Genomic DNA, 21,551 nt, shown 5'->3' on the forward strand with positions numbered 1-21,551 from the left:
CTCTCGGGGGTTCGTATTTAATTTATCTATTAGCTATAATGGCTCTAGTTTTTAGATTTCCTTCTTTAACTACAACTTAGAAAACACCTAGACTGAAAAATGCGCGTTGATCCAAACGATGGTTCAACGGGCTACAAGTAAAACTATTTAAATCTTAAAATGCTGATTTTCGAGTAGGAGCACTTTTTCCGTCGTTTGGTGAGCTTGTTTTTTCGTATGCTCAACGAGATCATAAATGAGCGGACTGCACTTTTTAGCCCCTTTGATGAGAAGCGGTACTCCGAGAGTATCGATGCCAAGCCCTCGAGAAAGACCTCCTCCTATTGACATAACAAACGGGACGGTTGGTGACGTGTTTGAGAGGATAATCTGATCATCTACTTGAAAATGGTCAAATAGCATTAAAGTCATATCATATAAAGCGGGCACGATCAGTTTCGACGATTTTTTACCAATTGTGTAGACTTTATGGCCATCTGAATCCCGACCGTGGAAAAGGAGTCGTCCGGCGTCCTTTTTCGTTAATTTGTTAAAAAAGGGCACGGCAAGAACTTCTTCACTTGTTAAAGGAAGAGAAGAGGGCTTTAAAAGATGTAAATGAAAGGCTGCAGCTATTGATGTGGTGTGTGTCCCACCGTAGTCATGATAAATGTAAATCATATGCTCATCCCTGTAATTGAATTTACTAACAAGTATTACCTGATTAGCGGGAAACAATCCTTTGATCAACCTTTCAATTATAAAAACCGCTCAGTCAAATGACTGAACGGTTGAATGAAAAATGTTCGTTTAAGCATTAACAGACTTAGGCTGATTCCGGTTGTTTGCAACTGGAGCCTCATTCGATTGCTCGTATTCTTGTTGAGGCGCGGTCTTTTTCACAAAAAACGAAAGCACAAGCGCCACAATCGTGAGAGCAAGAATGACGAGAAATGCGATATTTACGCCATAAATATCTGGTCTTGAGATAGATGGCTGCTGCTGAGCCGTTTGAGCGGTCGTTGTCATGACCGTCACTAAAATCGCCGTTCCGACTGAAGCCGCAATCTGTCGCATTGTATTATTCATGGCAGCCCCATGTGGAATAAGGTGTTTCGGCATTTGATTCAATCCAGCCGTTGTGACCGGCATCATGACCATCGATAAACCAAACATACGAATCGCATACATTACTGTTAAGAACGTAATGGTTGTCGATGTATCGAGAAATGAGAAGCCGAGCGTTGCGCCAGTTACAATTGTTAAACCAACAATTGCAAGGAGACGCGCACCGATTTTATCAAAAATTCGTCCTGTAATCGGGGACATAAATGCTGTGATAACGGCCCCAGGAAGTAGGACAAGTCCGGACTCAAATGCGGTAAAGTCTCTCATGTTTTGCATATATAGTGGGATCAACGTTTCTGAACCAATTAATCCAAGAAACATCATCATCCCGATGATCGTCGTAATGGTGAAAATCTTATCTTTAAACACTCGAAACTCGAGCATCGGCTGTGAAAGACGTAGCTGTCTTAATATGAAAATCGTCAGCGTGACGACACCAACGATAAGAACGACGATCGTTCTCATGCTGCCCCAGCCTATGTTCCCTGCACTCGTGAACGCATAAAGCAATCCGCCGAAACCGATCGATGAAAGAATAATGGAGATCGGATCGACTTTTGGAAACGTGAGCTCTGTCACATTTTTCATAACGAAATAGGCAACTGCAATAATCATTATCGCGAGTGGCAGCATTGACCAAAAGAGTAAGCGCCATGAATAGGCAGCTGTAATCCAACCGGACAACGCGGGACCGATGGCGGGTGCAAATGAAATCACGAGCCCGATGTAACCCATCGCAGCGCCGCGTTTGTTCACTGGAAAAATCATCAGAAAGACGGTTTGCATAAGGGGCATCATAACCCCAGCACCGGCGGATTGAATAACACGCCCAATTAACAACACGCCAAAGTTCGGCGCGAATCCGCCAATCACCGTTCCCACTGAGAAAATACTCATCGCGGAAATAAAAAGCTGTCTCGTTGTAAATCGTTCAAGAAGAAAAGCACTGATCGGTATCATGATTCCATTCACAAGCATAAAGACTGTCGTCAGCCATTGTGCTGTATTCGCGGTAATGTTCATTTCCTCCATGATCGGTGGAATCGCCGTAATCATAAGAGTTTGGTTCAAAATTGTAATAAACGCTCCAGCTAGCAGAAGCGTCGCAATTAACACTTTATTATAAGGTTTAGTGGTCACGATAGGACTCCTCTCGCAATTTCTTATCATCTTCATTAGTAGTAGTTAAGTAGTTTTCCCCTCAATCAATTATCAAATTATACTCTCATCATCGTCTCGTTACAAACGTCTTGATTGTAAAAATTTCATTAAGGAGGAGGGGGGATCATTCCATATAATGGTATGATTAGGTGGAATGATTCTAGTTAGCAAATACACTTGGATTTTGGCCAATAAATCTTGAATTTAGCCAATAAAACTCCAGTGGGCAAGCCCTCGCATATTTTTTGGAGGTTCCCCCTCTCCGATCTAGAAGTCTACAGGGGTGGCTTATCTTTACGGAAGAGAGTTGCGAACTATTTTCCAGGATTTCGAGCCCATTGAGATTAAGAGAGCGTATCCTTCTAGTGGAACTTTTAGCGTAGAAGGTCTGTGGGCAGCGTTATTTAGAATACGAGATTAAATTAAAACTAATTGAGGTGACCACAATGAGGAAAGTAGAAGTTCAGGAGTTCAATGAAATTTGGCGTGAGTTGTTTTTGTTAGAAGCTCAGAAGCTTGAACGCGTATATGGCGATAATATGATTGAGGTTCATCATATTGGCAGTACGGCAGTTGAAGGGTTGAAGGCGAAGCCAGTGATCGATATCATGCCAGTTGTAAAAGATCTTAGTCTAGTGGATCAAAAAAATGAGTACATGAAAGAACTTGGATATGAAGCGCTTGGTGAAAATGGACTGACTGGCCGCCGTTTCTTTCGGAAGGGTGGAGATCAGCGCTCTCATCATGTTCATCTATATGAATTAGGAAATCCGGACATTGATCACCACCTGGCATTTCGAGACTACTTAATGGAACATCGGAGTGATCGCTTGCAATACGGACAGACAAAGGCTGAGCTTGCGATGCGTTATCCTGAGGATATGGAAGCTTATATCGATGGAAAGGATTCACTTGTAAAAGAAATAGAAGAGAAAGCGCTCGATTGGTATGTATCAAAATAAATAGGTTATTGAAAGAAAGAGAGAAAGCGAGCTAGAAAATTGGCTGCTATTCTCTCTTTTTTATGTCTATTTATTTCTAATGAAAAGACACAAATAGGTTGCATGACGAAGTGATAATGATTATCATTATAAATTAGATGCGTATGGTAAGAGCGATTTAACCAAATCTAGTAAAGGGAAGAGTGAGATGAAGAAGAGATACTTAATTAGTTTATTTATTTTATTATCCTTTGTATCCCTTTTTATTGGGGTCAAAAGCATGTCACCTCTCGAGGTGTTTAATTTTACGGATGAGCAGAGTCAGGTGTTCTGGATTAGTCGGGTTCCTCGTCTCGTTAGTATTATTATTGCCGGGGCAAGTATGAGTATTTGTGGACTTATTATGCAGCAGCTTAGTCGTAATAAGTTTGTCTCTCCAACAACGGCGGGTACGATGGATGCTGCTAGACTTGGGATTCTCGTTTCCCTTATCTTATTTTCCTCCGCTAGCTTAATGCAAAAAATGATGATTTCGTTTTTGTTCGCTTTAGCGGGTACGTTCCTTTTTATGAAGGTGCTCGATCGAGTGAAATATAAGGATGCGATCTTCATTCCACTAGTAGGGTTGATGTTTGGGAATGTCCTGGGGTCAATTACTACGTTTTTCGCGTATAAGTATGATTTAATGCAGAGCATCGGTTCATGGCTGCAGGGAGATTTCTCAGTCGTATTAAAAGGTCAGTATGAACTATTATACATAAGCGTTCCAGGACTTATCATCGCCTACATTTACGCCAATCGATTTACGATTGCTGGAATGGGTGAAGACTTCTCGGTTAATCTTGGCTTAAAGTATAAACAGATTGTTAACATCGGACTCGTTATCGTTGCTTTGGTGACAACCGTTGTCATGTTAACAGTAGGAGCCATTCCATTTCTCGGTTTGATTATCCCTAATATCGTCTCGATCATGATGGGGGATAATCTGAAAGCGAATCTGTTTCCAACTGCCATGATGGGCGCAGTATTTGTGTTAATCTGTGATATTCTTGGGCGATTGATTATTTATCCATATGAGATATCGATTGGTTTGATGGTTGGTGTAATCGGAAGTATTCTATTCATTTACTTGTTGTTAAGGAGAAGAGCTTATGTCTAAACGTATGAAAAACAGTCTCCTTTTTGTGCTCAGTCTCCTGCTCATTAGCGCGTTTCTATTGATCGACCTGGGAGGAAATGTAGGCTATATTTTGCCGAGGCGTGCAATCAAAATTGTGGCTATTATTGTAACAGGAAGTGCCATTGCATTCTCTACGGTTATCTTTCAAACAATCACAAATAATCGAATTCTAACACCTAGTATTATTGGGCTTGATTCTCTCTATATGCTCATTCAAACCGTCATTGTCTTCTTATTTGGATCAATGAACATTTTAATCTTAAATAAAAATATTAATTTTCTTTTGTCAGTTGTCTTAATGATGGTGTTTGCAAGTCTATTATTTAAGCTCCTATTTCGAAAAGAAGGACAGAATATCTACTTCCTGCTTTTAATTGGATTAATCTTCGGTACCCTATTTGGAAGTCTCTCATCGTTCATGGAAATGTTGATCGATCCGAATGAATTTCAGGTTGTACAGGACGGATGTTTGTGAGCTTCAATAATGTGAACACAGATGTCTTACTTGTATCGATTGCTGCTTTCGTCATTGTATTGGTTTATGCCTGGAAATACATAAAGTACTTGGACGTGCTATCACTAGGGCGTGATCATGCCGTGAATCTAGGCGTCGATTATGATCACATCGTGAAACGATTGTTAATTGTCATTTCGATTCTTGTATCAATTTCGACCGCACTAGTTGGCCCAATTACGTTTCTCGGACTACTCGTAGTCAATGTAGCACATGAGTTTCTTAAGACGTATCAACATAGCTATCTCATATCAGGATCAATTTTTATGAGCGTGATTGCTTTAGTCGGAGGACAGCTTATCGTCGAACGCGTTTTTACGTTCTCAACATCGATCAGCATCATTATTAATTTTATTGGCGGCGTGTACTTTATTTATCTTCTACTGAAGGAGAGGAAATCATGATTGAAATCAAAAATGTCTCAAAATCATATGGTAAGAAAAAAGTTGTTCAGAACGTCTCTCTCACTGTTCAAAAAGGGACGATCACTTCCTTCATCGGTCCAAACGGAGCAGGAAAAAGTACGCTTATTTCGATGGTGAGTCGCTTGCTTTCATGTGATGAAGGAGAAGTTTACATCGATGGGAGTAACGTTACAAAAACGAAAAGCAATGAGCTTGCAAAGAAAATCTCGATATTGAAACAATCTAATGAGCTAAACGTTCGGTTAAAAGTACGTGAATTGGTTTCATTTGGTCGTTTTCCTTATTCCCAGGGACGATTAACGAAAGAGGACTGGGCGTATGTAGATGAAGCGATTCTCTATATGGAGTTGGAAGAAATCCAAGATCAATTTATTGATCATTTAAGCGGTGGTCAGAAGCAGCGGGCTTTTATTGCCATGGTTATAGCTCAGAATACGGAATACATCATTCTTGATGAGCCGTTAAATAATCTTGATATGAAGCATTCTGTTCAAATTATGAAGGTATTAAGACGCCTGGCTGATGAATTGGGGAAAACCGTTTTAATTGTGATTCATGATATTAACTTTGCATCGGTTTACTCAGACCAAATCGTTGCGCTTAAAAATGGATCGCTAATAAGAGAAGGGCGAACCGATGAGATGATTACGACAGAAGTCCTGAAAGAAATTTATGATATGCATATTCCTATTGAACAATATGGTGATCACCGTATTGGAATTTATTTCTCATAAAATTCAAAATCTATATTGACAAATGACACTGATAATCATTATCATTAAGTTAAATGATTCTGGTCATTCTTTTTTTATTGTAAATGATTGAGAATTGATATCAATTCTATCAACACTTCAAAAAAGAGATAAGGGGAGAAGAATAATGAGGAAATGGATTTTGGTTTTAGCTCTATCAGCTCTAGCACTAATCGTATCTGCATGCGGTACGAATAATTCTGAAGCAACAGAAGCAAATGCAGAAGCGAAGGGATCATCAGAAACAGAAGAAGTAACCGTGAAGCACGACCTTGGAGAAACAACGGTTCAAAAAAATCCTGAGAATGTTGTTGTCTTTGATTTTGGTACACTAGATACTCTCGATAAACTGGGTGTAGAGGTAGCGGGTGTTCCACAAGCTAATATTCCATCTTACCTTTCAAAATATGAATCAGATACATACGAAAACGCTGGCGGTTTGAAGGAACCAGATTTTGAACAAATCGCAGAAATGAACCCAGGGTTAATTATCATTTCAGGCAGACAGTCGGATGCCTATGAAGAATTAAGTAAGATTGCACCAACGATTTATATGGGAGTCGATACAACAGACTATATCCCTTCATTCAAAAAGAATGTCACAACGCTTGGTGAGATTTTTGGGAAAGAAGTAGAAGCGGAAGAAGAATTAGCGAAAATCGATGAAGAAATTTCATCTGTTCAGGAGCTTACATCTTCTTTAGATGAGAAAGGATTAATAACACTCGTGACTGGTGGTAAGGTAAGTGCTTACGGAGCGGGGTCAAGGTTTGGACTCATTCATGATGTGTTAGGGTTACCTGAAGCGGATGGTGATCTTGAAGCATCGACGCATGGCCAAAGCATTTCATTTGAATATATCGCAGAAAAAAATCCAGCTTACCTCTTCGTTGTTGATCGTGACGCTGTTGTAGATGGAGCAGAAACATCGGCGAAAGAAGTAATAGAAAATGAACTTGTGAAAAATACAGACGCTTATAAAAATGATCACATTGTTTATTTAGATCCAAACTACTGGTACTTATCTGGTGGCGGACTGGAGTCAGTGACAGAAATGATTAGCGAGGTTAAAAAAGGAATCGAGTAACATGAAAGCCCCCTTCGAACGTTCGAAGGGGGTTTTTTGATTAAGGCTGATACACCTTACCATCCGCATCAATGTAAACCGTATGAAGAATGGTTCGCTCAAATGAAGCGCCTTTTTTTTAGTATCACCGTTCACATCAAGCATGATGTGATAAACGCCTTCACCAGCATTTTTAATAGGAAAGGACTTTTGAGCACTCAATTTTTCCTGTGACACTTTCTTTTGTTTCGTTTTTCCATTTTTACTATATTGAATCACAATATCTCCTTCGATTGAATCTTTCACTACATTGTTTTCGTCGATATTAAGCTTCACTACTTTTGCAGAGCTTTTCAGTTGGAGCTCTTGATTTAGTTCACTTTCATAAGCAACTTGCATAACGTAACTTTCTTTCTTTGATTGCTTTACTTTTAGTTTCCATGTGCCAGATTTAGGGAGGTCTACCTTCAGTTGGTGATGAAACGCTCCTTCAAACATCGCCTCATCTTGAGATGTTTCTGTCACCGCATACGTTTTCTGATCAGGCCCTTGAAGAGTGATCACCGAATCCTCGTTTTGACTCATCCAATCGAGCGTAATGCTTTTCGTATCTTCTTCTACATCAAACTTTTCCACTTGCGTTCCCTTAAATTCACCGCCCCGAATGAGGACATTAGCTTGATCAGAAGCAGCCGTTTCATTGATAGAAGTGCGCGGGGCAAAGGCAGGGATCGACTGTGTTAAGTAAGGTTCAAATAAGTTAAGCGTAGCGCTCCCAGTTCGAATGGACGAGTGATCCCAATTCCCGATGCGAATCTCATTTCCATAGGGAAGTCTCGAACTGTTCACCGTAACGGCGCCATCATTTGAGCCATATTGTCGTAAATACAAACCGCCCCAATAGAGCGCGCCACCGAAACTCCCCCAACTAGTGCCCCCAAACGTGTAGTAAGGTGTGGATGAAATGTTCGGTTTTGCATCAGTAACGGATCGGAAATAGCTCATATAGCCGGTCTGTAGTGAATAGGTGGCGTCATTTCGATTTCCGATAATTGCAGCTAACCACCCGGCCCAGCTGCTGTGGGCAAGATCAGCTAGCTGTGAACCTTTGTGTGGGGTGGAGAGCGTAATGACTTTATCAACATATTGCTGCGCATTTGCATGAACGATGGCAGCCTGTGCATCAACCCCACCTTTACTGTGGGTAACAAGAATCACTTTCTTCCCAAAGTACGCGTTGATCTCTGCTAGTTTGCTAGCAAGCAGCTGCCCGTTGTCCCACATGTTTTTCGTAGGGTATAAATCAATGAAAGCTGTTTGGTAGTTCTTGCTGTATGTAAGTTCATCCATATCGTTTTGATCAATCCAAGTGTTTGAAGAGCTGTTTAAGCCGTGGACAAATACGAGTGGAAGAGAGCCAGGCTTGACGGTAGTGGGTTCATCTCCAATGTACCATTCGCCGGGTGTACCAGTTGCATCACCTTTTCCTATAATGCCGGCTTGTGCGTCGTGAGCGAAAGGGGGAGCGAGCAAGAAGATCATCACCAATAGTGACACCAACCATTTCTTCATAAAACCCTCCTATTTGAAATGAGTCTTATACCACTTCAACCATAAGAATATTCAGTTTATTAAACAAGGAGCGTTTTCACTAACTTACTTAGTTGGAGTATAGGTCAATAGAACGGCAATCGCTGTTCATTCGACGAGTTTCTATGAAGTTCTTACAAGTGTTTCCTCTCTCATTGAAAAGCTGTGTCAAAGGTACTATAACAACGTTCCACAAAAAAACGATCCAGACCTTTAAGTGTCTGAACCGTCCATTCTTTCGTTTCTACTCATTATCTTTTTCAAGACCATTCTTTTCAATAATATTATCAGAAAGGCGGAGTTGCTCTGTTACGTTTTCAATTTGATCATCACATTTCCTAAGCGATACTTTTTCTTCCGTAGAAACGTTATAGCACGTTCCGTTTCCAGCATCTTTGGTTAAATTAGCTTCGTAATAATAATCACGATATCGGAAAGACCCATCTCGAAATGCAGTGAGGTTGGGCTGATCATCAAGAAGAGAATTTCCCATCATATACGGCATTTCCATATTTAACATGTCGACAATTGTTGGGGCGATATCGATTTGCCCGCCGTTTTCTTTGATCACCTGGCCACTACCTTCATTCGGTTTCTTAATGAAAAGGGGTACTTGACGATCGAGTTCAAAAGCGTCTACGGCGCTTTCAACATTGGCTTCCTTTCTCATCTCGCTGCCTTCGTTCGTCAGTCCGCTATCATGGTCACCATAGAAGATCACGAGGGAGTCTTCCCACATCCCTTTCTTCTTCAACTCATCAACCATTAACCCAATGGCCTGATCGACATAATAAACAGTTTGATAGTACCGTTTTAACATAGGATCATCATATCCCGATAAATCCAGCTCTCTTTCTTCTTCCGGAATTTCATATGGCGTGTGACTTGTTAATGCCACCATGAACGCAAAGTAAGGTTCTTTTAACGTTTCCATATGTTCAATAGAGGTGGTCAGAAAGTTTTTATCATTTAAAGCCATGCCGATTTTTTTCTGATTAGGGTAATCTTTGTTGCTGAAGAATTGATTAAATCCGATATTCTCATACACTTTGTCGCGATTCCAAAATCCTTTGTCATACGCATGCATGGCTGCTGTGTCATAGCCATTTTCTTTCAGTAGCTCCGGTAATGATCCAAATTCATTTTCCGGAAAACGTGTATAAACGGATCCCGATTTCAAGGGGTAGAGGGACGTATTTGTTATAAATTCAGCATCAGATGTCCTTCCCTCGTGTGTTTGGTGATAAAACGAAGAGAAGTACAGCGTTTCTTCTTTTAGCTGATTTAAGTTGGGGGTCAGTTCTTTCCCGTTGATTTTCTGCCCAATGAGCGATCCTTGAAACGATTCCAATTGAACCAAAAGGATATTAGGTTTCTTAACGGAACCATCTTTGTTTTCTGCAGCGTTTTTCTCTAGCATTCTTTGTTGCGTTGCGGTTAGATCCTCTTCAGAGTTAAGCACCGCCATTACACCTCTCCAAAGATCAACACCGTGATAGCCCCAGAAACCAAGGTGATAGTAGTCCCGCATATCTGAGACGGATTGATTTGGCGACTGATCTTCTTTAACAGCGCTAAAAATTAACGGTGACGCAAACAGAACGACTCCGATTAGAAATGTGGCACTTGCTGTTACTCTTCGTTTTTTCTTCGTTACTTCAAATGGTTTCTTTCTCGTGAAAAAGAGTACCAATAGAAAGATCACAACATCAGCGAAAAGGAAAAAGTCTTGAAAGCGAATCAGCGCCATAAAACCACCGCCGACATCACTCATTTGAAGCATTTGTGAAAAGAGTGAGACGGACAGCATATCTTCAAAGTATCGGTAGTACCAGAGATCGGATATAAGAAGAAGACTATGTAAAAACAACAGTGTCAGCCATATCCATCGCCGTTTCTTCCATTGAATCAGAAGTGTCCAGCTAGATAAAAGTAACATGCCGGCAAGATTCATAAGGAGAAAATCCAATGGAAAAGCTGTATTTGTATAAAAGCTAAATAGTACAAATTTTAGAACGGCGAGAAATAAATAGAAAGCATAGCCGAAAAATATCATGGGATCCTCCTAACGTCTGTCATCATTGTCGACTAATCTTTACCCAAAAATGCATGAGGAGGAACGTTAGAATGTGCTATAAGTGTATTTTTTCCATCGAGTGTAAGGAGCATGCGTCTTTTGAGGAGATTTTGAATCTGAATGTAGAGCTTTAATATGCCCTGGCTTGTTTACCCTCTGCCTCATACTGGGAATACCCTTCAAAAAGGAGTGGTACCGATGGCATTTGACTATGATCTTGATTTTGACAATATTAATTTTCGAGAGCAGCCTGAAAAATACCGCGTTGGACGCGGTGAGCAGGGGGTTCTGATGATAGAACCTTATAAAAGTGAGATCCTTCCACACTGGCGCTTTAAAACGCCTGATATTGCGAAGAAGTCTTCTGAAAAAATCTATCAAATGTTTCGAGACTACCAGGAAAATGATGATTTCGTAGGGATGGATATGGCGCGCAAATTTATTCAGATGGGCTATACAAGAGCTCGTCGCTATGCGAATTATAAAGGCGGCAAGAAATACGACAGCGACGGTGAGGTGAACGAGCGGGATATTGATGAGGAAAAAGCCGAATCAGCGAGGATTTTTGAAGAGAAGTGGAAGGTTGTCCGTACAGATGAAGCTTATTTAGAGAAGAAGAAGGAGCATCAGAAGAAGTACGGCTGATCCGAGCGATTACAGTGGTTTCGCGGAATTAATTTAAATATCGCGGAAAAACCGGTGTAATTCGCGGAATTAATGAGAAAAGCGCGGAATAAATTTGATTTTCGCGGAAATCTCCCCTTATAGGGGGCTTTATTATGATCTCTCTACTTATTAAGTATTGATATAGGTAATTGCTGAATGCAATGATAATAAGAAAGCCACGTCCTCAGGACGTGGCTTTTTGGTCGTTATCGTCTTAATTTCTGTAGTAAATGAAGAATCTCAATATATAACCATACGAGCGTAACCATTAGCCCGAATGCGCCATACCATTCCAGGTGCTTTGGTGCACCGCGGTTTGCGCCGTTTTCGATAAAATCAAAATCAAGTACGAGGTTGAGCGCAGCGATGGCAACAATGAATAGACTAATGCCAATTCCAACGACGCCGTTTGAGTGTAAATAAGGAACGTTGGCGTTTAAGAAGAGATTCAGTCCAAGGTCAATTATATATACAACAAAGATCGCGAGCGTTGCGGATACGATCATTAACCGGAAGTTTTTTGTAACCTTTATAATGCGAGCAGCATAAAGGAAAAGTAGTACGCCCATGACTGAGAAAGTTAAAGCTGCGGCCTGAATAACGATTCCGGGATATCTGGCTTCAAGAATCGCGGATAAACCACCAATCGCAAACCCTTCAAGCGTGGCGTAGATTGGACCAGTGATCGGTGCGGCACGATGAAAGAATGCTGTAATCAGTGCAAAGATCAGTCCACCGATCGCACCAATGACCATCATCGTATACACATCTTCTCCCTGAGCATAGCGGTACCAGGTATAGATGGATGAACCGAGTAAAAAGAGGAATAAGAAGAACGTTTTCGCTACCGTTCCTCCAATTGTCATCGCCTCTCCTTGATCACGTGTTTTGTTAAAGGTATTATTTTTTAAAACGGGATTTCCGCTTCGCATCATGTATACTTCATCCTTTTCGTAAGAGTAGATTCATTCTAATAGATATGTTCCCAATTTTAATTCTAATCTAACTTACGATTAAAGAGCTGAGAAAGTTTCAGGTAGTATTTTCCTCATGAGAATGTGAGGGATACCATCTTCCATAAAAACATCTGACTTTGTTTCGTAACCAAGCTTATGATAAAAGCCCTCTGCCTGTACCTGGCCATGTAGCTTTACATTCGTAATGCTTTTCTTGAAGGCAAGCTCTTCAAGTTTATGTACGATTAAATTACCAATCCCAAGCTTGCGGTGTGACTGTAAAATACAAATACGTTCAAATTTCCCCACGCCGTCAACGATGCTCCATCTAGCCGTGCCCACTGCTTTTTCTTCATCAAGAACGAGAATATGTTCGGCTGTATCAAGTGAATCAAATTCGTCATACTCTTCATCCTCTGGCGTGCCTTGTTCGTCGATAAAAACTTCTTTACGTATCTTAAAGGCTTCCTTTAATGCTTCTTCTGTTTCTATTCTTACTGCAATCATTCGTTAATAGCCTCCTATTTCCAACCTATTGTATAGATTGAGTATAATCATTTTCTATAATATCTGTAAACGAAGACGTTATGTTGATTTCTCGATTTTTGCTCAAACCGATCGATGATTTGAACCGGGTAGAGCAAACTATAAGAATATGTATAAATCTAATCAAATTCGTGCATTCCTTATATGAGGAGTGATCGAAAATGCTATTTAACATTGTTGCTGCGTTTGTAATTCCCTGGATCGCTGGAATTTATCTTGTGAGAAAAGATTTTACGCTTTTTCTTCTGATTGCCCCTTTTGCAGCCTTTGTAGCGATTATTTTTGATGTGCTTGGAATACATTTTGATTTCTGGCGCATTGACCCTGAATATGAAATGGAAACCATTGCAGCGATGCCGATGTATTTTGGCATTTATCCGATTCTAGCAGGCTTTTTGTTTCTGACCATTAAACGAACATCCTTTCATCCTTTCGTCATTATCCTACTTTTTTCTTTGATCACGACGATCATTGAAGGGATTGGTGTATGGATAAACCTTGTTCACTATTCTAACGGGTGGACGATCTACTGGACATATGTTTCATACTTGCTTGCTTATCTTGTGTGCTATGGATATTTTTTAATATTAAAAAGGCACGTGCCGATATAATGAAACCAAAAGCCCTTCCTACAAAATAGGAGGGGCTTTTGATTTAAGCTAGAGGTTACTACAATTAGAGCTGAACTTTAAGTTCTTCGAGTCCGCGTAGCAGGAACATATTGCGCCATTTTGCATCCTCAGGAGTTCCTGCTAATTGAATCGAAGGGAAAGCAGAAAGTAATTTTTGATAAGCAATCTTTCCTTCTAACCTTGCTAGTGGAGCACCAAGGCAGAAGTGGATGCCATAGCCAAATGCGATGTGAGGATTTGGTTTACGAGTAATATCAAACTTATTCGGATTGTCGAATTTCTTCTCATCGCGGTTAGCAGATGAGATGGAGGCGAGGATCATATCTCCTTTTGTTAATTGAACGCCTTTGAATTCAAAATCTTCTTCTGCCCAGCGAGCGGTCGAGAAATCGACGGGACTATAATAACGAAGCGCTTCTTCAATGGCGCTCTCTGTTAAAGAAAAGTCGCTTTGTAACAGCTCGAGCTGATCTCGATGTTCGAAGAGAGCGAGCATACCGTTGCCAATTAAGTTAACAGTCGTTTCATGACCGGCAATAATGAGTAGAAAAACCATTGAATAGAGCTCATCCGAACTTAACTTTTCTCCATCTTCTTCATGTTTAATAAGGTTTGAAATCAAGTCATCTTGTGGATCAGCTTTTCTTTTGTTAAAGAGAGTTGTAAGATATTCGGTAAACTCCTGAACATCCTGCATGAATTCGCCTTCCATATTGTCGGAAGCGGAGACGATGGAGTTGGACCATTTTCTGAACTTATCTCGATCTTCTGTTGGTACACCAAGCAATTCCGAGATGACGATAATTGGTAGAGGAAAAGCAAAATCGTCAATTAGGTCCACGACATCATTCTTTTGCTTCATTTCTTCAATTAATTGATCAGCAATGGCTTCTATACGGGGAGCTAGTTGTTTAATCGCTTTAGGGTTAAAACCAGGCTGAACAAGTTTTCGTAACCGCGTGTGATCTGGTGGATCAACATCTAGCATCATATGATGAAAAATCTTCGTTTCCATTGGCTCGTCTTCCATACGAGCGCTTTTTGAGAAGAGTTTTGATTGGTCTTTAATAAAGGAAGGACGTTTTAGCAGCTCAAGAACATCATCATAAGATGTGACGATCCACGTATTGTTACCATTGGAGTTTCCAATGGACGTAATCGGCTCATTTTGGCGCAAGTTTTCGTAGAAAGCATATGCCCCTTTTTTAAAGTTGGATTGATAGACAGATTCAACGGATTGCATACAATGTTCCTCCTTTATTGTTTTAAACCATTAGACTGACTGGTCAGTCAATATGGTTAGTATAGATGAAAAACTAAGAATTCTCAATAAACAGTAAGAAGTGTCACACGATCCTCAGATTTCATAGAGAAGACGTTTTCATTATGGCGAATTAGGAACAAGTAGAACCAGGAACTGGTTGAGGGATAAAACCAGTCTTACAATTTAGCTATATTGTGAAACACTGACCATTAGATTTGAATTGAGAACTATGGAAAAAAAACTTTTGTAGGAATGCTCATTTCCTTTCTGAACGAACCTATAAAAGGAAGTAAACCCAAAGAAAACCAATTATTGTGTCGGCTACGAAAGTTTCCAATCAAAAATTGTAAAAATTCAGTTTTTCTTATTGGAACAAAGGCTTAAGAGTGATAGGTTAAAGGATAAGGGAGAGATGCTCCTCTCTTCTCTCATCCAAGAGAGGAAGTGGCCGAAGCTCGATGAGTCAACAGCTATTAAGCAAGTATACAAAGATTATGTATCAAGCAATGGTAGCCATTCAATTCATTAGGCAGCATCAGAAAAAGACATGTGACATAAGACAAATCTCCATATTAACCGGCTTTTCAGAAGAGGCCATATTGGAGGCGATGGAGTTTGGGGATCTTGATCAGAAAAATCGGCACGAGGAAGCTCTTTAACAAACGATCAGGATGAGGAAGAGAATGAGCGTCCTCCTATTATGGGAATGAATGTTTTATTTCATCACAGTATAAGATAATGATAAAAAGAGTTACAATCAAGTTTTGATTGTAACTTTTTTACTGCCATAGAGGTGAGTTATATGACAGCACAAGTTCTTTCCACGAATCGACTGATCTTAAGAAAAATGAGGGAGAAGGATGTTGATTACCTTTTAGAGATTTTTTCTGATAAGGAAGCAATGAGGTACTATCCTGCATGTAAAAGTAGAGAAGATACGATGAAATGGGTGGAATGGACGCTGCATCAATACAGTGTTTATGGTTTTGGCATGTGGATCGTTGAAGAGAAAAGAAGTGGCTGTTTTCTTGGGCAATGTGGGCTTGTACTTCAAAAAATGGACGGCTGTGTTGAAGTTGAGATCGGTTATCTTTTTGCTAGAAGGAATTGGGGAAATGGTTATGCAACGGAAGCCGCGATGGCTTGTAAGAAATATGGTTTTGAGCAAATAGGTCTTTCGAAGCTAATTTCATTAATTGATCCTGAGAACAAAGCTTCTATCAAAGTGGCAAAACGGATTGGGATGTCCTATGAGAAAACGATTCGTAAATGGGATAAAAAGCTTGATCTATATGCCTGTATTCCGAAAGTGGAAGAAAGGTGAGTCATCTATAACAAAGAAAATGCTTCATTATCAATAGAAAAGAATAAGATTACACATTTTGTAAAGAGGAATTAGAAGGAAAGATAAAGAATATTTACTATGACAACCTTACTAATCATTAGAAAAGTGGTGGCAATGACGATGATCCTAACTGCAAAGAGCTTCCTACTAAACTTATTACTCGTTTTTGCACCGTTAAGTATTATTCAGATTCTTTATCTACTGAAGCAAACTTCCTTTTTAAAACGATCATCAGGTTGGTTGCTTGCGATATTTCCCCTCCTTTCCGTTATTCTCTGTATGATGTATCCCATTGTGATTAACGAAAATTTTATATTAGATTTTAGAAGGATCCCTTTTATTCTTGGTGCTTTGTATGGCGGGAAATGGGTGTCGCTTATCTATTTATTCGTTTTATTAAGCTATCGTTTTATGCTTGGAGGTAGCGGTTTTTATCCTACATTGCTTTCATTTTCACTCGTTGCGATATTCACTTCACTAGTATCAAAACACTTTCTTAAATTGGACCTCAAATGGAAGTTAGCGGTTGCTGCTGGGTTAGATGCTTGTCTTGGGAGTATATCAACTGGAGTGTCGCTTGTTTTTTTTTGAGTCGCAAATAAACATAGAAACTTGGATATTATTCAATTTCGTTAGTTTAACTGGTGTCGTTCTAGCAACGCTTATTTATGAAGTATTTATGAACCAATTTAAATTGCTTCATTCGGTAATGGAAAGCCAGAAGTTAGAGGTGGCGAGTCACCTTGCCGCAAGCATCTCACACGAAGTGCGCAACCCCTTAACCGTTAGTCGCGGTTTTCTCCAAATGATCAACAGTGACTTAGAAGATAAGAAAACGAAGGGGTACATGGAGCTTGCTATTGATGAGCTTGATCGAGCAACAGAAATTATTAATGATTATTTAACCTTCGCCAAACCTTTTCCAGAAAAGGTAGAGAAAATAAATGTAAAAAGTGAACTTGAGCAAAGCCTTAGCGTCATTCAGCCTCTTGCTACAATGTCGGATGTGACCATTAACTCAAAAATTGATATATCCCCCACTTATATTCAATCAGAAAAGCGTAAATTTCAGCAGTGTCTGCTAAATATTTTAAAAAATGCCATTGAAGCGATGCCGGATGGAGGAGAATTAACTGTTGATGCTTTACATAAAGGTTTTGAATTAAAAGTTAGCATATCTGACACTGGCATTGGTATGTCGGAAGAGCAGATAGTAAGAATGGGGGAGCCTTTTTTCACTACTAAAGAAAAAGGGACAGGGTTAGGGATGATGGTCTCGCATAGCATTATGAAGGCCATGAACGGGGAGATCATTTATGAAAGCTCCCCTAATAAAGGGACAACCGTTATCCTTCTTTTTAAAATAGAAAAATGAAGGGCATAATTGATGCGTCTTCATTCTTTTGGTGGCAAATAGGAAGGTTTCGTTAATGAACAAGAAGGCGCTGGAATCGATGGAGCATAGTGGCTAAGATGAGCTAGGAAATAACAGCTTTCAGGAAAATGATGTTCAAGAAATCGTAATGTCGTATTGTTTAGAACTTCATCGATTTTATAAAGAGACATCACTTCTTCAACAAGAGCGTTTAAATCTTGAATCGAATGTGCGACTTCATCTGCAAATCGTTGCTGAGCTCGAAAGCCAGTTGGTGTAAATCGAAGAAAACCGCGCATGGCTCTGTTTTTTGAGATATACACACGAAATTGGTTTTGAATATTCTGGGCTTTCGTGATGAATTCGACTTCAATCGGATCGAGAATATCAATTAATAGCGAGGCGTGGCCAACTTGATCAGTTAACCATAAGTCCATTAAGTCGAGAAGAGAAAGAGGGGGCGGCACCTTTCCTTCGATGTAGAAAGTAAGCAGACGCAAATATTCTTCATTCTCATCTAGCGTTCCATTAAAGTAAGATGGACTTAGGTTAATGTTGATTTCGTTCCGAATTCTAAGCCGTTGTATCGTGCCTTCGAAATTGAAATAGGCCCTTGCCAGGTGATAAGCTTTACGTGAAAAGGAAATCATAGCGTCAGAGCTTGCAGGTTCGTCACGCTTAAGAGGTGTGAGTTGCTCGCGAAGCTCTTCGAAGGCCATAGCAAACTGATTCGCTTCATTCACAAATTTATGTTCCGACGGTGATAAGTAATCACGTATAAAGATCGCGTGATCAGAAAGAATTTCAATCCAGAAATGATGTTCCTGCCATGGAGTAAGTGGTGTCTGGACCAAGTGGGGTGCCTCCTTTGGGCGTAGTCTTTTAGTTAAAAGTATGAAGCATAGCTCAGGTTATACCATTGAACGCTCTTTCTGATTCAACATTTAATGAATGATTTTGTTGTAATTGAAACTAATTCGCTTTGAATACGTAAAGAATAGTAAGTAACAAAATGAATGGAGAGTGCCGTATGAAGAAAATCTACAAATCAACGACGAATAAAAAATTAGCGGGTGTTTTAGGCGGATTAAGTGAGGTTATGAATGTAGACGCTAATATATTAAGGATTGCTTACATCGCACTAACGCTCTTAACATCTGGAATCTTTGTACTAGTTTACTTTGGAGCTGCTCTTATGCTCCCTTCAGATCAGGATGTTAAGTTTAAAGATTAACAAGAAGGATGCTTACGTTAGTATTGCTGTTGGAGGTTTAAATGAAGAAAAACGGTTTTTATTACATCGTGGGGATGATTAGTTCTTTCGTAATATTTTGTTCTGGACTCTTTTCCTTGTTTGGATGGATCGACTTATTCTCAAACCTTCTTTCTGCGATTTTTGCAGTGATGGGTTTTCTAGGTGTTCTTACAAATACCATGCAGCTGAAGATGGTTTTGAAAGAAAGTTATACTAATCAGCACTAAGGTGAATTGGTTTTATGACAACGACCATTATTCTTTTATTGTGTAAGGGCTTAGCAACTATGCTAAGCCCTTTTGTAGTTGAAGATTGCACGTGAAATGAACATAATGAAGAGAATGAATGATAACTAATTCTGGTTCATTTAATTCATCACAACACGTTAACGATTAGGAGGGAATGGAGCATGGATCATAAGTTTACAATTGGCCAGATGTCAAAACTCCATGATATTCCTGTAAAAACACTTAGATATTACGATGAAATTGGGCTTTTCAAGCCATTTCAAGTCGATAATCAGACAGGTTATCGCTATTATTGTTTAGAACAATTTAAAAAATTGGACATGATTTGGTATTTGAAAAAGATGGGCATTCCGTTAAAAGAAATAAAGAAAAAAGTAGAGCATAGCACCGTTGATGAATTTATTGAAATACTATCTGAATATGAACGAATTAATGATGAGAAAATCAATGAATTAGTAAAGATGAAGAAGCATTTGAAAACGAAGATATTGGATTTAAAGCAATCGAGGGATATTCATTTCATTGGTGAACCGCAAATTCGTACACTCCCTCACCGTTATCTATTAGCCATTCAGGGGCTGTTCCATACGCTAGATGATATTGAAAGCGTGCTACGCGGTTTAAAAAAGGAAATTGATCATGTTACTCCAATTATGGTTGGGAAAGTAGGGTTTATTTTATCTGTGGATCATATGAAAACACGAGAAACGATGGAATATGACGGATTGTTTATTTTAATTGAAGATGATAGTGAAATAGATCAACAAAAGATTATGACACTTGAAGAGGGGGAGTATGCGAGTGTTTATATGAGAGAAGGGAGAGAGAAAGATAATGCTTATTATCATACCCTATTGAACTTCGTATCTGAACAGGGTTATGAGCCAGATGGACCTTTTTTCATTCGACAAATTGTAGACTCGTTTATCTCACATAAAGAGAATGAACGTTTGCGAGAGATCCAAATAAAAGTACGAGCTGTAGGAGAGAAGAAGTCCTTCCTAAAATAGAAGACACCTCTTATTTTTTTCTTTTGTCCACCTATCCTTAATATATATGTTCGGAAAATATAGCTTGTATAACTAATGGTGTTAATTATACTTAAACTAACACCATTAGTTTAAGGGGGAGAATAAGACATGAGAATAATAAAGGAACAAACCGTCTATCAGCTTTCTTTCATGGCCAATTGGTTCCCTGTTAATTGTTATTTCGTTGAAGAAGAGGAGAGCTTAACGTTAATCGATGCAGCCCTTTCTTTTAGTAAAAACGCTATTCTAAAGGCGGCCGCTCAAATTGGGAAGCCGATCAACCGCATCATTATTACACATGCACATACGGATCATATGGGAGCACTTGATGGGTTAAAGGCAAGTCTTCCTCATGCGGAAATTCTTCTTCCTCAAAGAGAGTTAAAATTGTTAAACGGTGATTCATCACTCGAGCCTGGTGAAGGAGATCTTCCAGTGAAGGGTGGCGTACCTAGAAACAGTAAGACGCAGCCAGATGTTCTTCTTAAAGAAGGAGATATGGTTGGCTCACTGATCGCGATTGAGGCTCCGGGACACACGCCTGGCATGATGGCTTTTATAGATAAACGAAATCAAATACTAATAGCCGCAGATGCGCTCCAAACGAAGGGAGGCATAGCGATAGCTGGTGATTTGCGCTGGCGGTTTCCATTTCCTGCTCTGGCTACGTGGGACAAGGAGCGTGCGATTGCCACAGTGGAAAAGCTAGCTTCGTTTAACCCATCCGTTATTGGTGTGGGGCATGGAGATTTTCTATATGAACCAGAAGCGTTGAAAAACGCTATCCTTCAAGCAAAAAAGCGGGTGAAGGGATAAGTGAAAATCACAAAGGATATCGTGATTCAAGAAGCACTCGACATTGCAGAGCGAGAAAGTTATTCAAAGGTAACGATGGCAACCATTGCTCGTCGTCTATCGATAAAATCTCCTTCACTTTATAACCATTTCGATGGCTTAAATGACATCAAAAATGGTATGGCCGTTTCAGCGTTGAACCAGTTTTTCAATTGGTTGTCAGAGAAGACTGAACACCAGACGGAAGGGAGAGAAAGCATTCTAGCCTTAACAGAGGCGTACATAACCTTTGCACTTCAGCACCCAGGTTTGTATGAAGCTACGTTAATGGCGGCGAATCCTCTTCAGTCTGACGTCCAAGAAGCTGGAGAAGCGATTGTCACCTTAACGATGGAGGCGTTTGAGCCATATCACTTGTCAGAAATGGAAAGAATCCATATCGTCCGAGGGCTTCGGAGCTTTCTACATGGCATGGTTGATTTGTATCGTAAAGGCAGTTTTCAGCGACCCATTGCGTTGGAAGAATCTTACCGGATAATTGTTGAGACCTATTTGAGTGGATTAGTAAATCAGAGAACAATAGAATGAGAAAGCATCATAAAAGGAGAAGACCGTGAGACGGCTT

23 protein-coding genes and 1 pseudogene are annotated in these 21,551 nt (G+C 39.9%); 16 read left to right on the forward strand and 8 right to left on the reverse strand.

What is annotated here, in order from left to right:
• Positions 1 to 147: 147 nt before the first annotated feature.
• Both ACIFPW_RS15715 and ACIFPW_RS15720 read right to left on the reverse strand, forming a co-directional pair.
• Entirely contained in the window at positions 148 to 660 is a 513-nt protein-coding gene (locus tag ACIFPW_RS15715; RefSeq protein WP_283152812.1) for a DUF3189 family protein, read from the reverse strand.
• Between the two features lie 129 nt (positions 661 to 789).
• Positions 790 to 2,247: an MDR family MFS transporter gene (locus ACIFPW_RS15720; protein ID WP_430245670.1), complete on the reverse strand. Its 1,458-nt coding sequence runs from the start codon at positions 2,245 to 2,247 to the stop codon at positions 790 to 792.
• Between the two features lie 467 nt (positions 2,248 to 2,714).
• Here ACIFPW_RS15720 and ACIFPW_RS15725 point away from each other — a divergent pair, with 467 nt between their 5' ends.
• The 5 genes and pseudogenes from ACIFPW_RS15725 (at position 2,715) to ACIFPW_RS15745 (ending at position 7,167) form a co-directional block, all read left to right on the forward strand.
• On the forward strand, positions 2,715 to 3,230 hold the full coding sequence (locus tag ACIFPW_RS15725) for a GrpB family protein (RefSeq protein WP_430245672.1): 516 nt from the start codon (positions 2,715 to 2,717) through the stop codon (positions 3,228 to 3,230).
• A 187-nt stretch (positions 3,231 to 3,417) separates the two neighbouring features.
• Positions 3,418 to 4,368, forward strand: coding sequence for an ABC transporter permease (locus tag ACIFPW_RS15730; RefSeq protein ID WP_430245675.1), 951 nt, complete (start codon positions 3,418 to 3,420; stop codon positions 4,366 to 4,368).
• Positions 4,361 to 5,307: pseudogene (locus ACIFPW_RS15735) on the forward strand (iron chelate uptake ABC transporter family permease subunit). The gene ACIFPW_RS15730 and the pseudogene ACIFPW_RS15735 overlap by 8 nt, the downstream one beginning before the upstream one ends.
• Positions 5,304 to 6,062 (forward strand): ABC transporter ATP-binding protein, encoded by a 759-nt coding sequence (locus ACIFPW_RS15740; protein ID WP_430245676.1) that lies wholly within the window; start codon positions 5,304 to 5,306, stop codon positions 6,060 to 6,062. Before ACIFPW_RS15735 ends, ACIFPW_RS15740 begins: the two are co-directional and overlap by 4 nt.
• Positions 6,063 to 6,207: 145 nt before the next feature.
• Positions 6,208 to 7,167 carry a siderophore ABC transporter substrate-binding protein gene (locus ACIFPW_RS15745; RefSeq protein WP_430245678.1) on the forward strand — a complete coding sequence of 320 codons (960 nt, stop codon included), beginning with the start codon at positions 6,208 to 6,210 and terminating at the stop codon, positions 7,165 to 7,167.
• On the opposite strand, the gene ACIFPW_RS15750 is transcribed toward ACIFPW_RS15745, so the two are convergent.
• Entirely contained in the window at positions 7,123 to 8,718 is a 1,596-nt protein-coding gene (locus ACIFPW_RS15750) for an esterase/lipase family protein (RefSeq protein WP_430245681.1), read from the reverse strand. The genes ACIFPW_RS15745 and ACIFPW_RS15750 overlap by 45 nt on opposite strands.
• A gap of 262 nt (positions 8,719 to 8,980) precedes the next feature.
• Positions 8,981 to 10,792, reverse strand: a complete 1,812-nt coding sequence (locus ACIFPW_RS15755) for an LTA synthase family protein (RefSeq protein WP_430245683.1) — start codon at positions 10,790 to 10,792, stop codon at positions 8,981 to 8,983.
• A gap of 219 nt (positions 10,793 to 11,011) precedes the next feature.
• Here ACIFPW_RS15755 and ACIFPW_RS15760 point away from each other — a divergent pair, with 219 nt between their 5' ends.
• Positions 11,012 to 11,458, forward strand: a complete 447-nt coding sequence (locus ACIFPW_RS15760) for a DUF4385 domain-containing protein (RefSeq protein ID WP_430245684.1) — start codon at positions 11,012 to 11,014, stop codon at positions 11,456 to 11,458.
• Between the two features lie 227 nt (positions 11,459 to 11,685).
• Here the strand turns inward: ACIFPW_RS15760 and ACIFPW_RS15765 are convergent, their stop codons facing one another.
• Positions 11,686 to 12,411, reverse strand: coding sequence for a Bax inhibitor-1/YccA family protein (locus tag ACIFPW_RS15765; RefSeq protein WP_194222218.1), 726 nt, complete (start codon positions 12,409 to 12,411; stop codon positions 11,686 to 11,688).
• An 81-nt stretch (positions 12,412 to 12,492) separates the two neighbouring features.
• Positions 12,493 to 12,939, reverse strand: a complete 447-nt coding sequence (locus ACIFPW_RS15770; RefSeq protein ID WP_430245743.1) for a GNAT family N-acetyltransferase — start codon at positions 12,937 to 12,939, stop codon at positions 12,493 to 12,495.
• 203 nt (positions 12,940 to 13,142) lie between these two features.
• On the opposite strand from ACIFPW_RS15770, the gene ACIFPW_RS15775 reads away from it, so the two are divergent.
• Positions 13,143 to 13,592 carry a CBO0543 family protein gene (locus ACIFPW_RS15775; protein WP_430245687.1) on the forward strand — a complete coding sequence of 150 codons (450 nt, stop codon included), beginning with the start codon at positions 13,143 to 13,145 and terminating at the stop codon, positions 13,590 to 13,592.
• Between the two features lie 64 nt (positions 13,593 to 13,656).
• Here ACIFPW_RS15775 and ACIFPW_RS15780 read toward each other — a convergent pair whose 3' ends face one another.
• Positions 13,657 to 14,856 (reverse strand): cytochrome P450 family protein, encoded by a 1,200-nt coding sequence (locus ACIFPW_RS15780; protein ID WP_430245689.1) that lies wholly within the window; start codon positions 14,854 to 14,856, stop codon positions 13,657 to 13,659.
• Positions 14,857 to 15,335: 479 nt separating this feature from the next.
• Between ACIFPW_RS15780 and ACIFPW_RS15785 the strand changes: the two genes are divergently transcribed.
• The 4 genes from ACIFPW_RS15785 to ACIFPW_RS15800 all read left to right on the forward strand — a co-directional run bounded on the left by ACIFPW_RS15785 (position 15,336) and on the right by ACIFPW_RS15800 (position 17,597).
• Positions 15,336 to 15,536, forward strand: a complete 201-nt coding sequence (locus ACIFPW_RS15785) for a hypothetical protein (RefSeq protein WP_430245691.1) — start codon at positions 15,336 to 15,338, stop codon at positions 15,534 to 15,536.
• A gap of 143 nt (positions 15,537 to 15,679) precedes the next feature.
• A complete protein-coding gene (locus ACIFPW_RS15790) occupies positions 15,680 to 16,201 on the forward strand; it encodes a GNAT family N-acetyltransferase (RefSeq protein WP_430245693.1) in 522 nt (173 codons plus the stop codon).
• Between the two features lie 141 nt (positions 16,202 to 16,342).
• The gene (locus ACIFPW_RS15795) at positions 16,343 to 16,813 is read left to right on the forward strand and encodes a LytS/YhcK type 5TM receptor domain-containing protein (protein WP_430245694.1); all 471 of its coding nucleotides are present in this window, start codon (positions 16,343 to 16,345) and stop codon (positions 16,811 to 16,813) included.
• On the forward strand, positions 16,800 to 17,597 hold the full coding sequence (locus ACIFPW_RS15800; protein ID WP_430245697.1) for an ATP-binding protein: 798 nt from the start codon (positions 16,800 to 16,802) through the stop codon (positions 17,595 to 17,597). Before ACIFPW_RS15795 ends, ACIFPW_RS15800 begins: the two co-directional genes overlap by 14 nt.
• Positions 17,598 to 17,617: 20 nt before the next feature.
• Here the strand turns inward: ACIFPW_RS15800 and ACIFPW_RS15805 are convergent, their stop codons facing one another.
• Positions 17,618 to 18,451, reverse strand: coding sequence for a DUF2935 domain-containing protein (locus tag ACIFPW_RS15805; protein WP_430245698.1), 834 nt, complete (start codon positions 18,449 to 18,451; stop codon positions 17,618 to 17,620).
• 176 nt (positions 18,452 to 18,627) lie between these two features.
• Here ACIFPW_RS15805 and ACIFPW_RS15810 point away from each other — a divergent pair, with 176 nt between their 5' ends.
• The 5 genes from ACIFPW_RS15810 (at position 18,628) to ACIFPW_RS15830 (ending at position 21,514) form a co-directional block, all read left to right on the forward strand.
• Positions 18,628 to 18,831: a PspC domain-containing protein gene (locus ACIFPW_RS15810; protein ID WP_430245699.1), complete on the forward strand. Its 204-nt coding sequence runs from the start codon at positions 18,628 to 18,630 to the stop codon at positions 18,829 to 18,831.
• A 41-nt stretch (positions 18,832 to 18,872) separates the two neighbouring features.
• Positions 18,873 to 19,079, forward strand: a complete 207-nt coding sequence (locus tag ACIFPW_RS15815) for a hypothetical protein (protein ID WP_430245701.1) — start codon at positions 18,873 to 18,875, stop codon at positions 19,077 to 19,079.
• Between the two features lie 182 nt (positions 19,080 to 19,261).
• Positions 19,262 to 20,110, forward strand: a complete 849-nt coding sequence (locus ACIFPW_RS15820) for a MerR family transcriptional regulator (RefSeq protein ID WP_430245702.1) — start codon at positions 19,262 to 19,264, stop codon at positions 20,108 to 20,110.
• Positions 20,111 to 20,239: 129 nt separating this feature from the next.
• Positions 20,240 to 20,947, forward strand: coding sequence for an MBL fold metallo-hydrolase (locus ACIFPW_RS15825; RefSeq protein ID WP_430245703.1), 708 nt, complete (start codon positions 20,240 to 20,242; stop codon positions 20,945 to 20,947).
• Positions 20,948 to 21,514 carry a TetR/AcrR family transcriptional regulator gene (locus ACIFPW_RS15830; protein WP_430245705.1) on the forward strand — a complete coding sequence of 189 codons (567 nt, stop codon included), beginning with the start codon at positions 20,948 to 20,950 and terminating at the stop codon, positions 21,512 to 21,514.
• Positions 21,515 to 21,551 lie beyond the last annotated feature (37 nt).

This window comes from Pseudalkalibacillus sp. NRS-1564, assembly GCF_050467905.1.
Lineage (GTDB): Bacteria > Bacillota > Bacilli > Bacillales > Guptibacillaceae > Guptibacillus > Guptibacillus hwajinpoensis_B.

Bases quoted from the DNA above. Each gene is read 5' to 3' on its own strand.
- ACIFPW_RS15760 (WP_430245684.1), top strand. From the start codon at position 11,012: ATGGCATTTGACTATGATCTTGATTTTGACAATATTAATTTTCGAGAG.
- ACIFPW_RS15750 (WP_430245681.1), bottom strand. From the start codon at position 8,718: ATGAAGAAATGGTTGGTGTCACTATTGGTGATGATCTTCTTGCTCGCT.
- ACIFPW_RS15790 (WP_430245693.1), top strand. From the start codon at position 15,680: ATGACAGCACAAGTTCTTTCCACGAATCGACTGATCTTAAGAAAAATG.
- ACIFPW_RS15775 (WP_430245687.1), top strand. From the start codon at position 13,143: ATGCTATTTAACATTGTTGCTGCGTTTGTAATTCCCTGGATCGCTGGA.
- ACIFPW_RS15825 (WP_430245703.1), top strand. From the start codon at position 20,240: ATGAGAATAATAAAGGAACAAACCGTCTATCAGCTTTCTTTCATGGCC.
- ACIFPW_RS15725 (WP_430245672.1), top strand. From the start codon at position 2,715: ATGAGGAAAGTAGAAGTTCAGGAGTTCAATGAAATTTGGCGTGAGTTG.
- ACIFPW_RS15765 (WP_194222218.1), bottom strand. From the start codon at position 12,411: ATGCGAAGCGGAAATCCCGTTTTAAAAAATAATACCTTTAACAAAACA.
- ACIFPW_RS15715 (WP_283152812.1), bottom strand. From the start codon at position 660: ATGATTTACATTTATCATGACTACGGTGGGACACACACCACATCAATA.
- ACIFPW_RS15815 (WP_430245701.1), top strand. From the start codon at position 18,873: ATGAAGAAAAACGGTTTTTATTACATCGTGGGGATGATTAGTTCTTTC.
- ACIFPW_RS15810 (WP_430245699.1), top strand. From the start codon at position 18,628: ATGAAGAAAATCTACAAATCAACGACGAATAAAAAATTAGCGGGTGTT.
- ACIFPW_RS15795 (WP_430245694.1), top strand. From the start codon at position 16,343: ATGATCCTAACTGCAAAGAGCTTCCTACTAAACTTATTACTCGTTTTT.
- ACIFPW_RS15740 (WP_430245676.1), top strand. From the start codon at position 5,304: ATGATTGAAATCAAAAATGTCTCAAAATCATATGGTAAGAAAAAAGTT.
- ACIFPW_RS15785 (WP_430245691.1), top strand. From the start codon at position 15,336: ATGAGTCAACAGCTATTAAGCAAGTATACAAAGATTATGTATCAAGCA.
- ACIFPW_RS15780 (WP_430245689.1), bottom strand. From the start codon at position 14,856: ATGCAATCCGTTGAATCTGTCTATCAATCCAACTTTAAAAAAGGGGCA.
- ACIFPW_RS15755 (WP_430245683.1), bottom strand. From the start codon at position 10,792: ATGATATTTTTCGGCTATGCTTTCTATTTATTTCTCGCCGTTCTAAAA.
- ACIFPW_RS15730 (WP_430245675.1), top strand. From the start codon at position 3,418: ATGAAGAAGAGATACTTAATTAGTTTATTTATTTTATTATCCTTTGTA.
- ACIFPW_RS15745 (WP_430245678.1), top strand. From the start codon at position 6,208: ATGAGGAAATGGATTTTGGTTTTAGCTCTATCAGCTCTAGCACTAATC.
- ACIFPW_RS15820 (WP_430245702.1), top strand. From the start codon at position 19,262: ATGGATCATAAGTTTACAATTGGCCAGATGTCAAAACTCCATGATATT.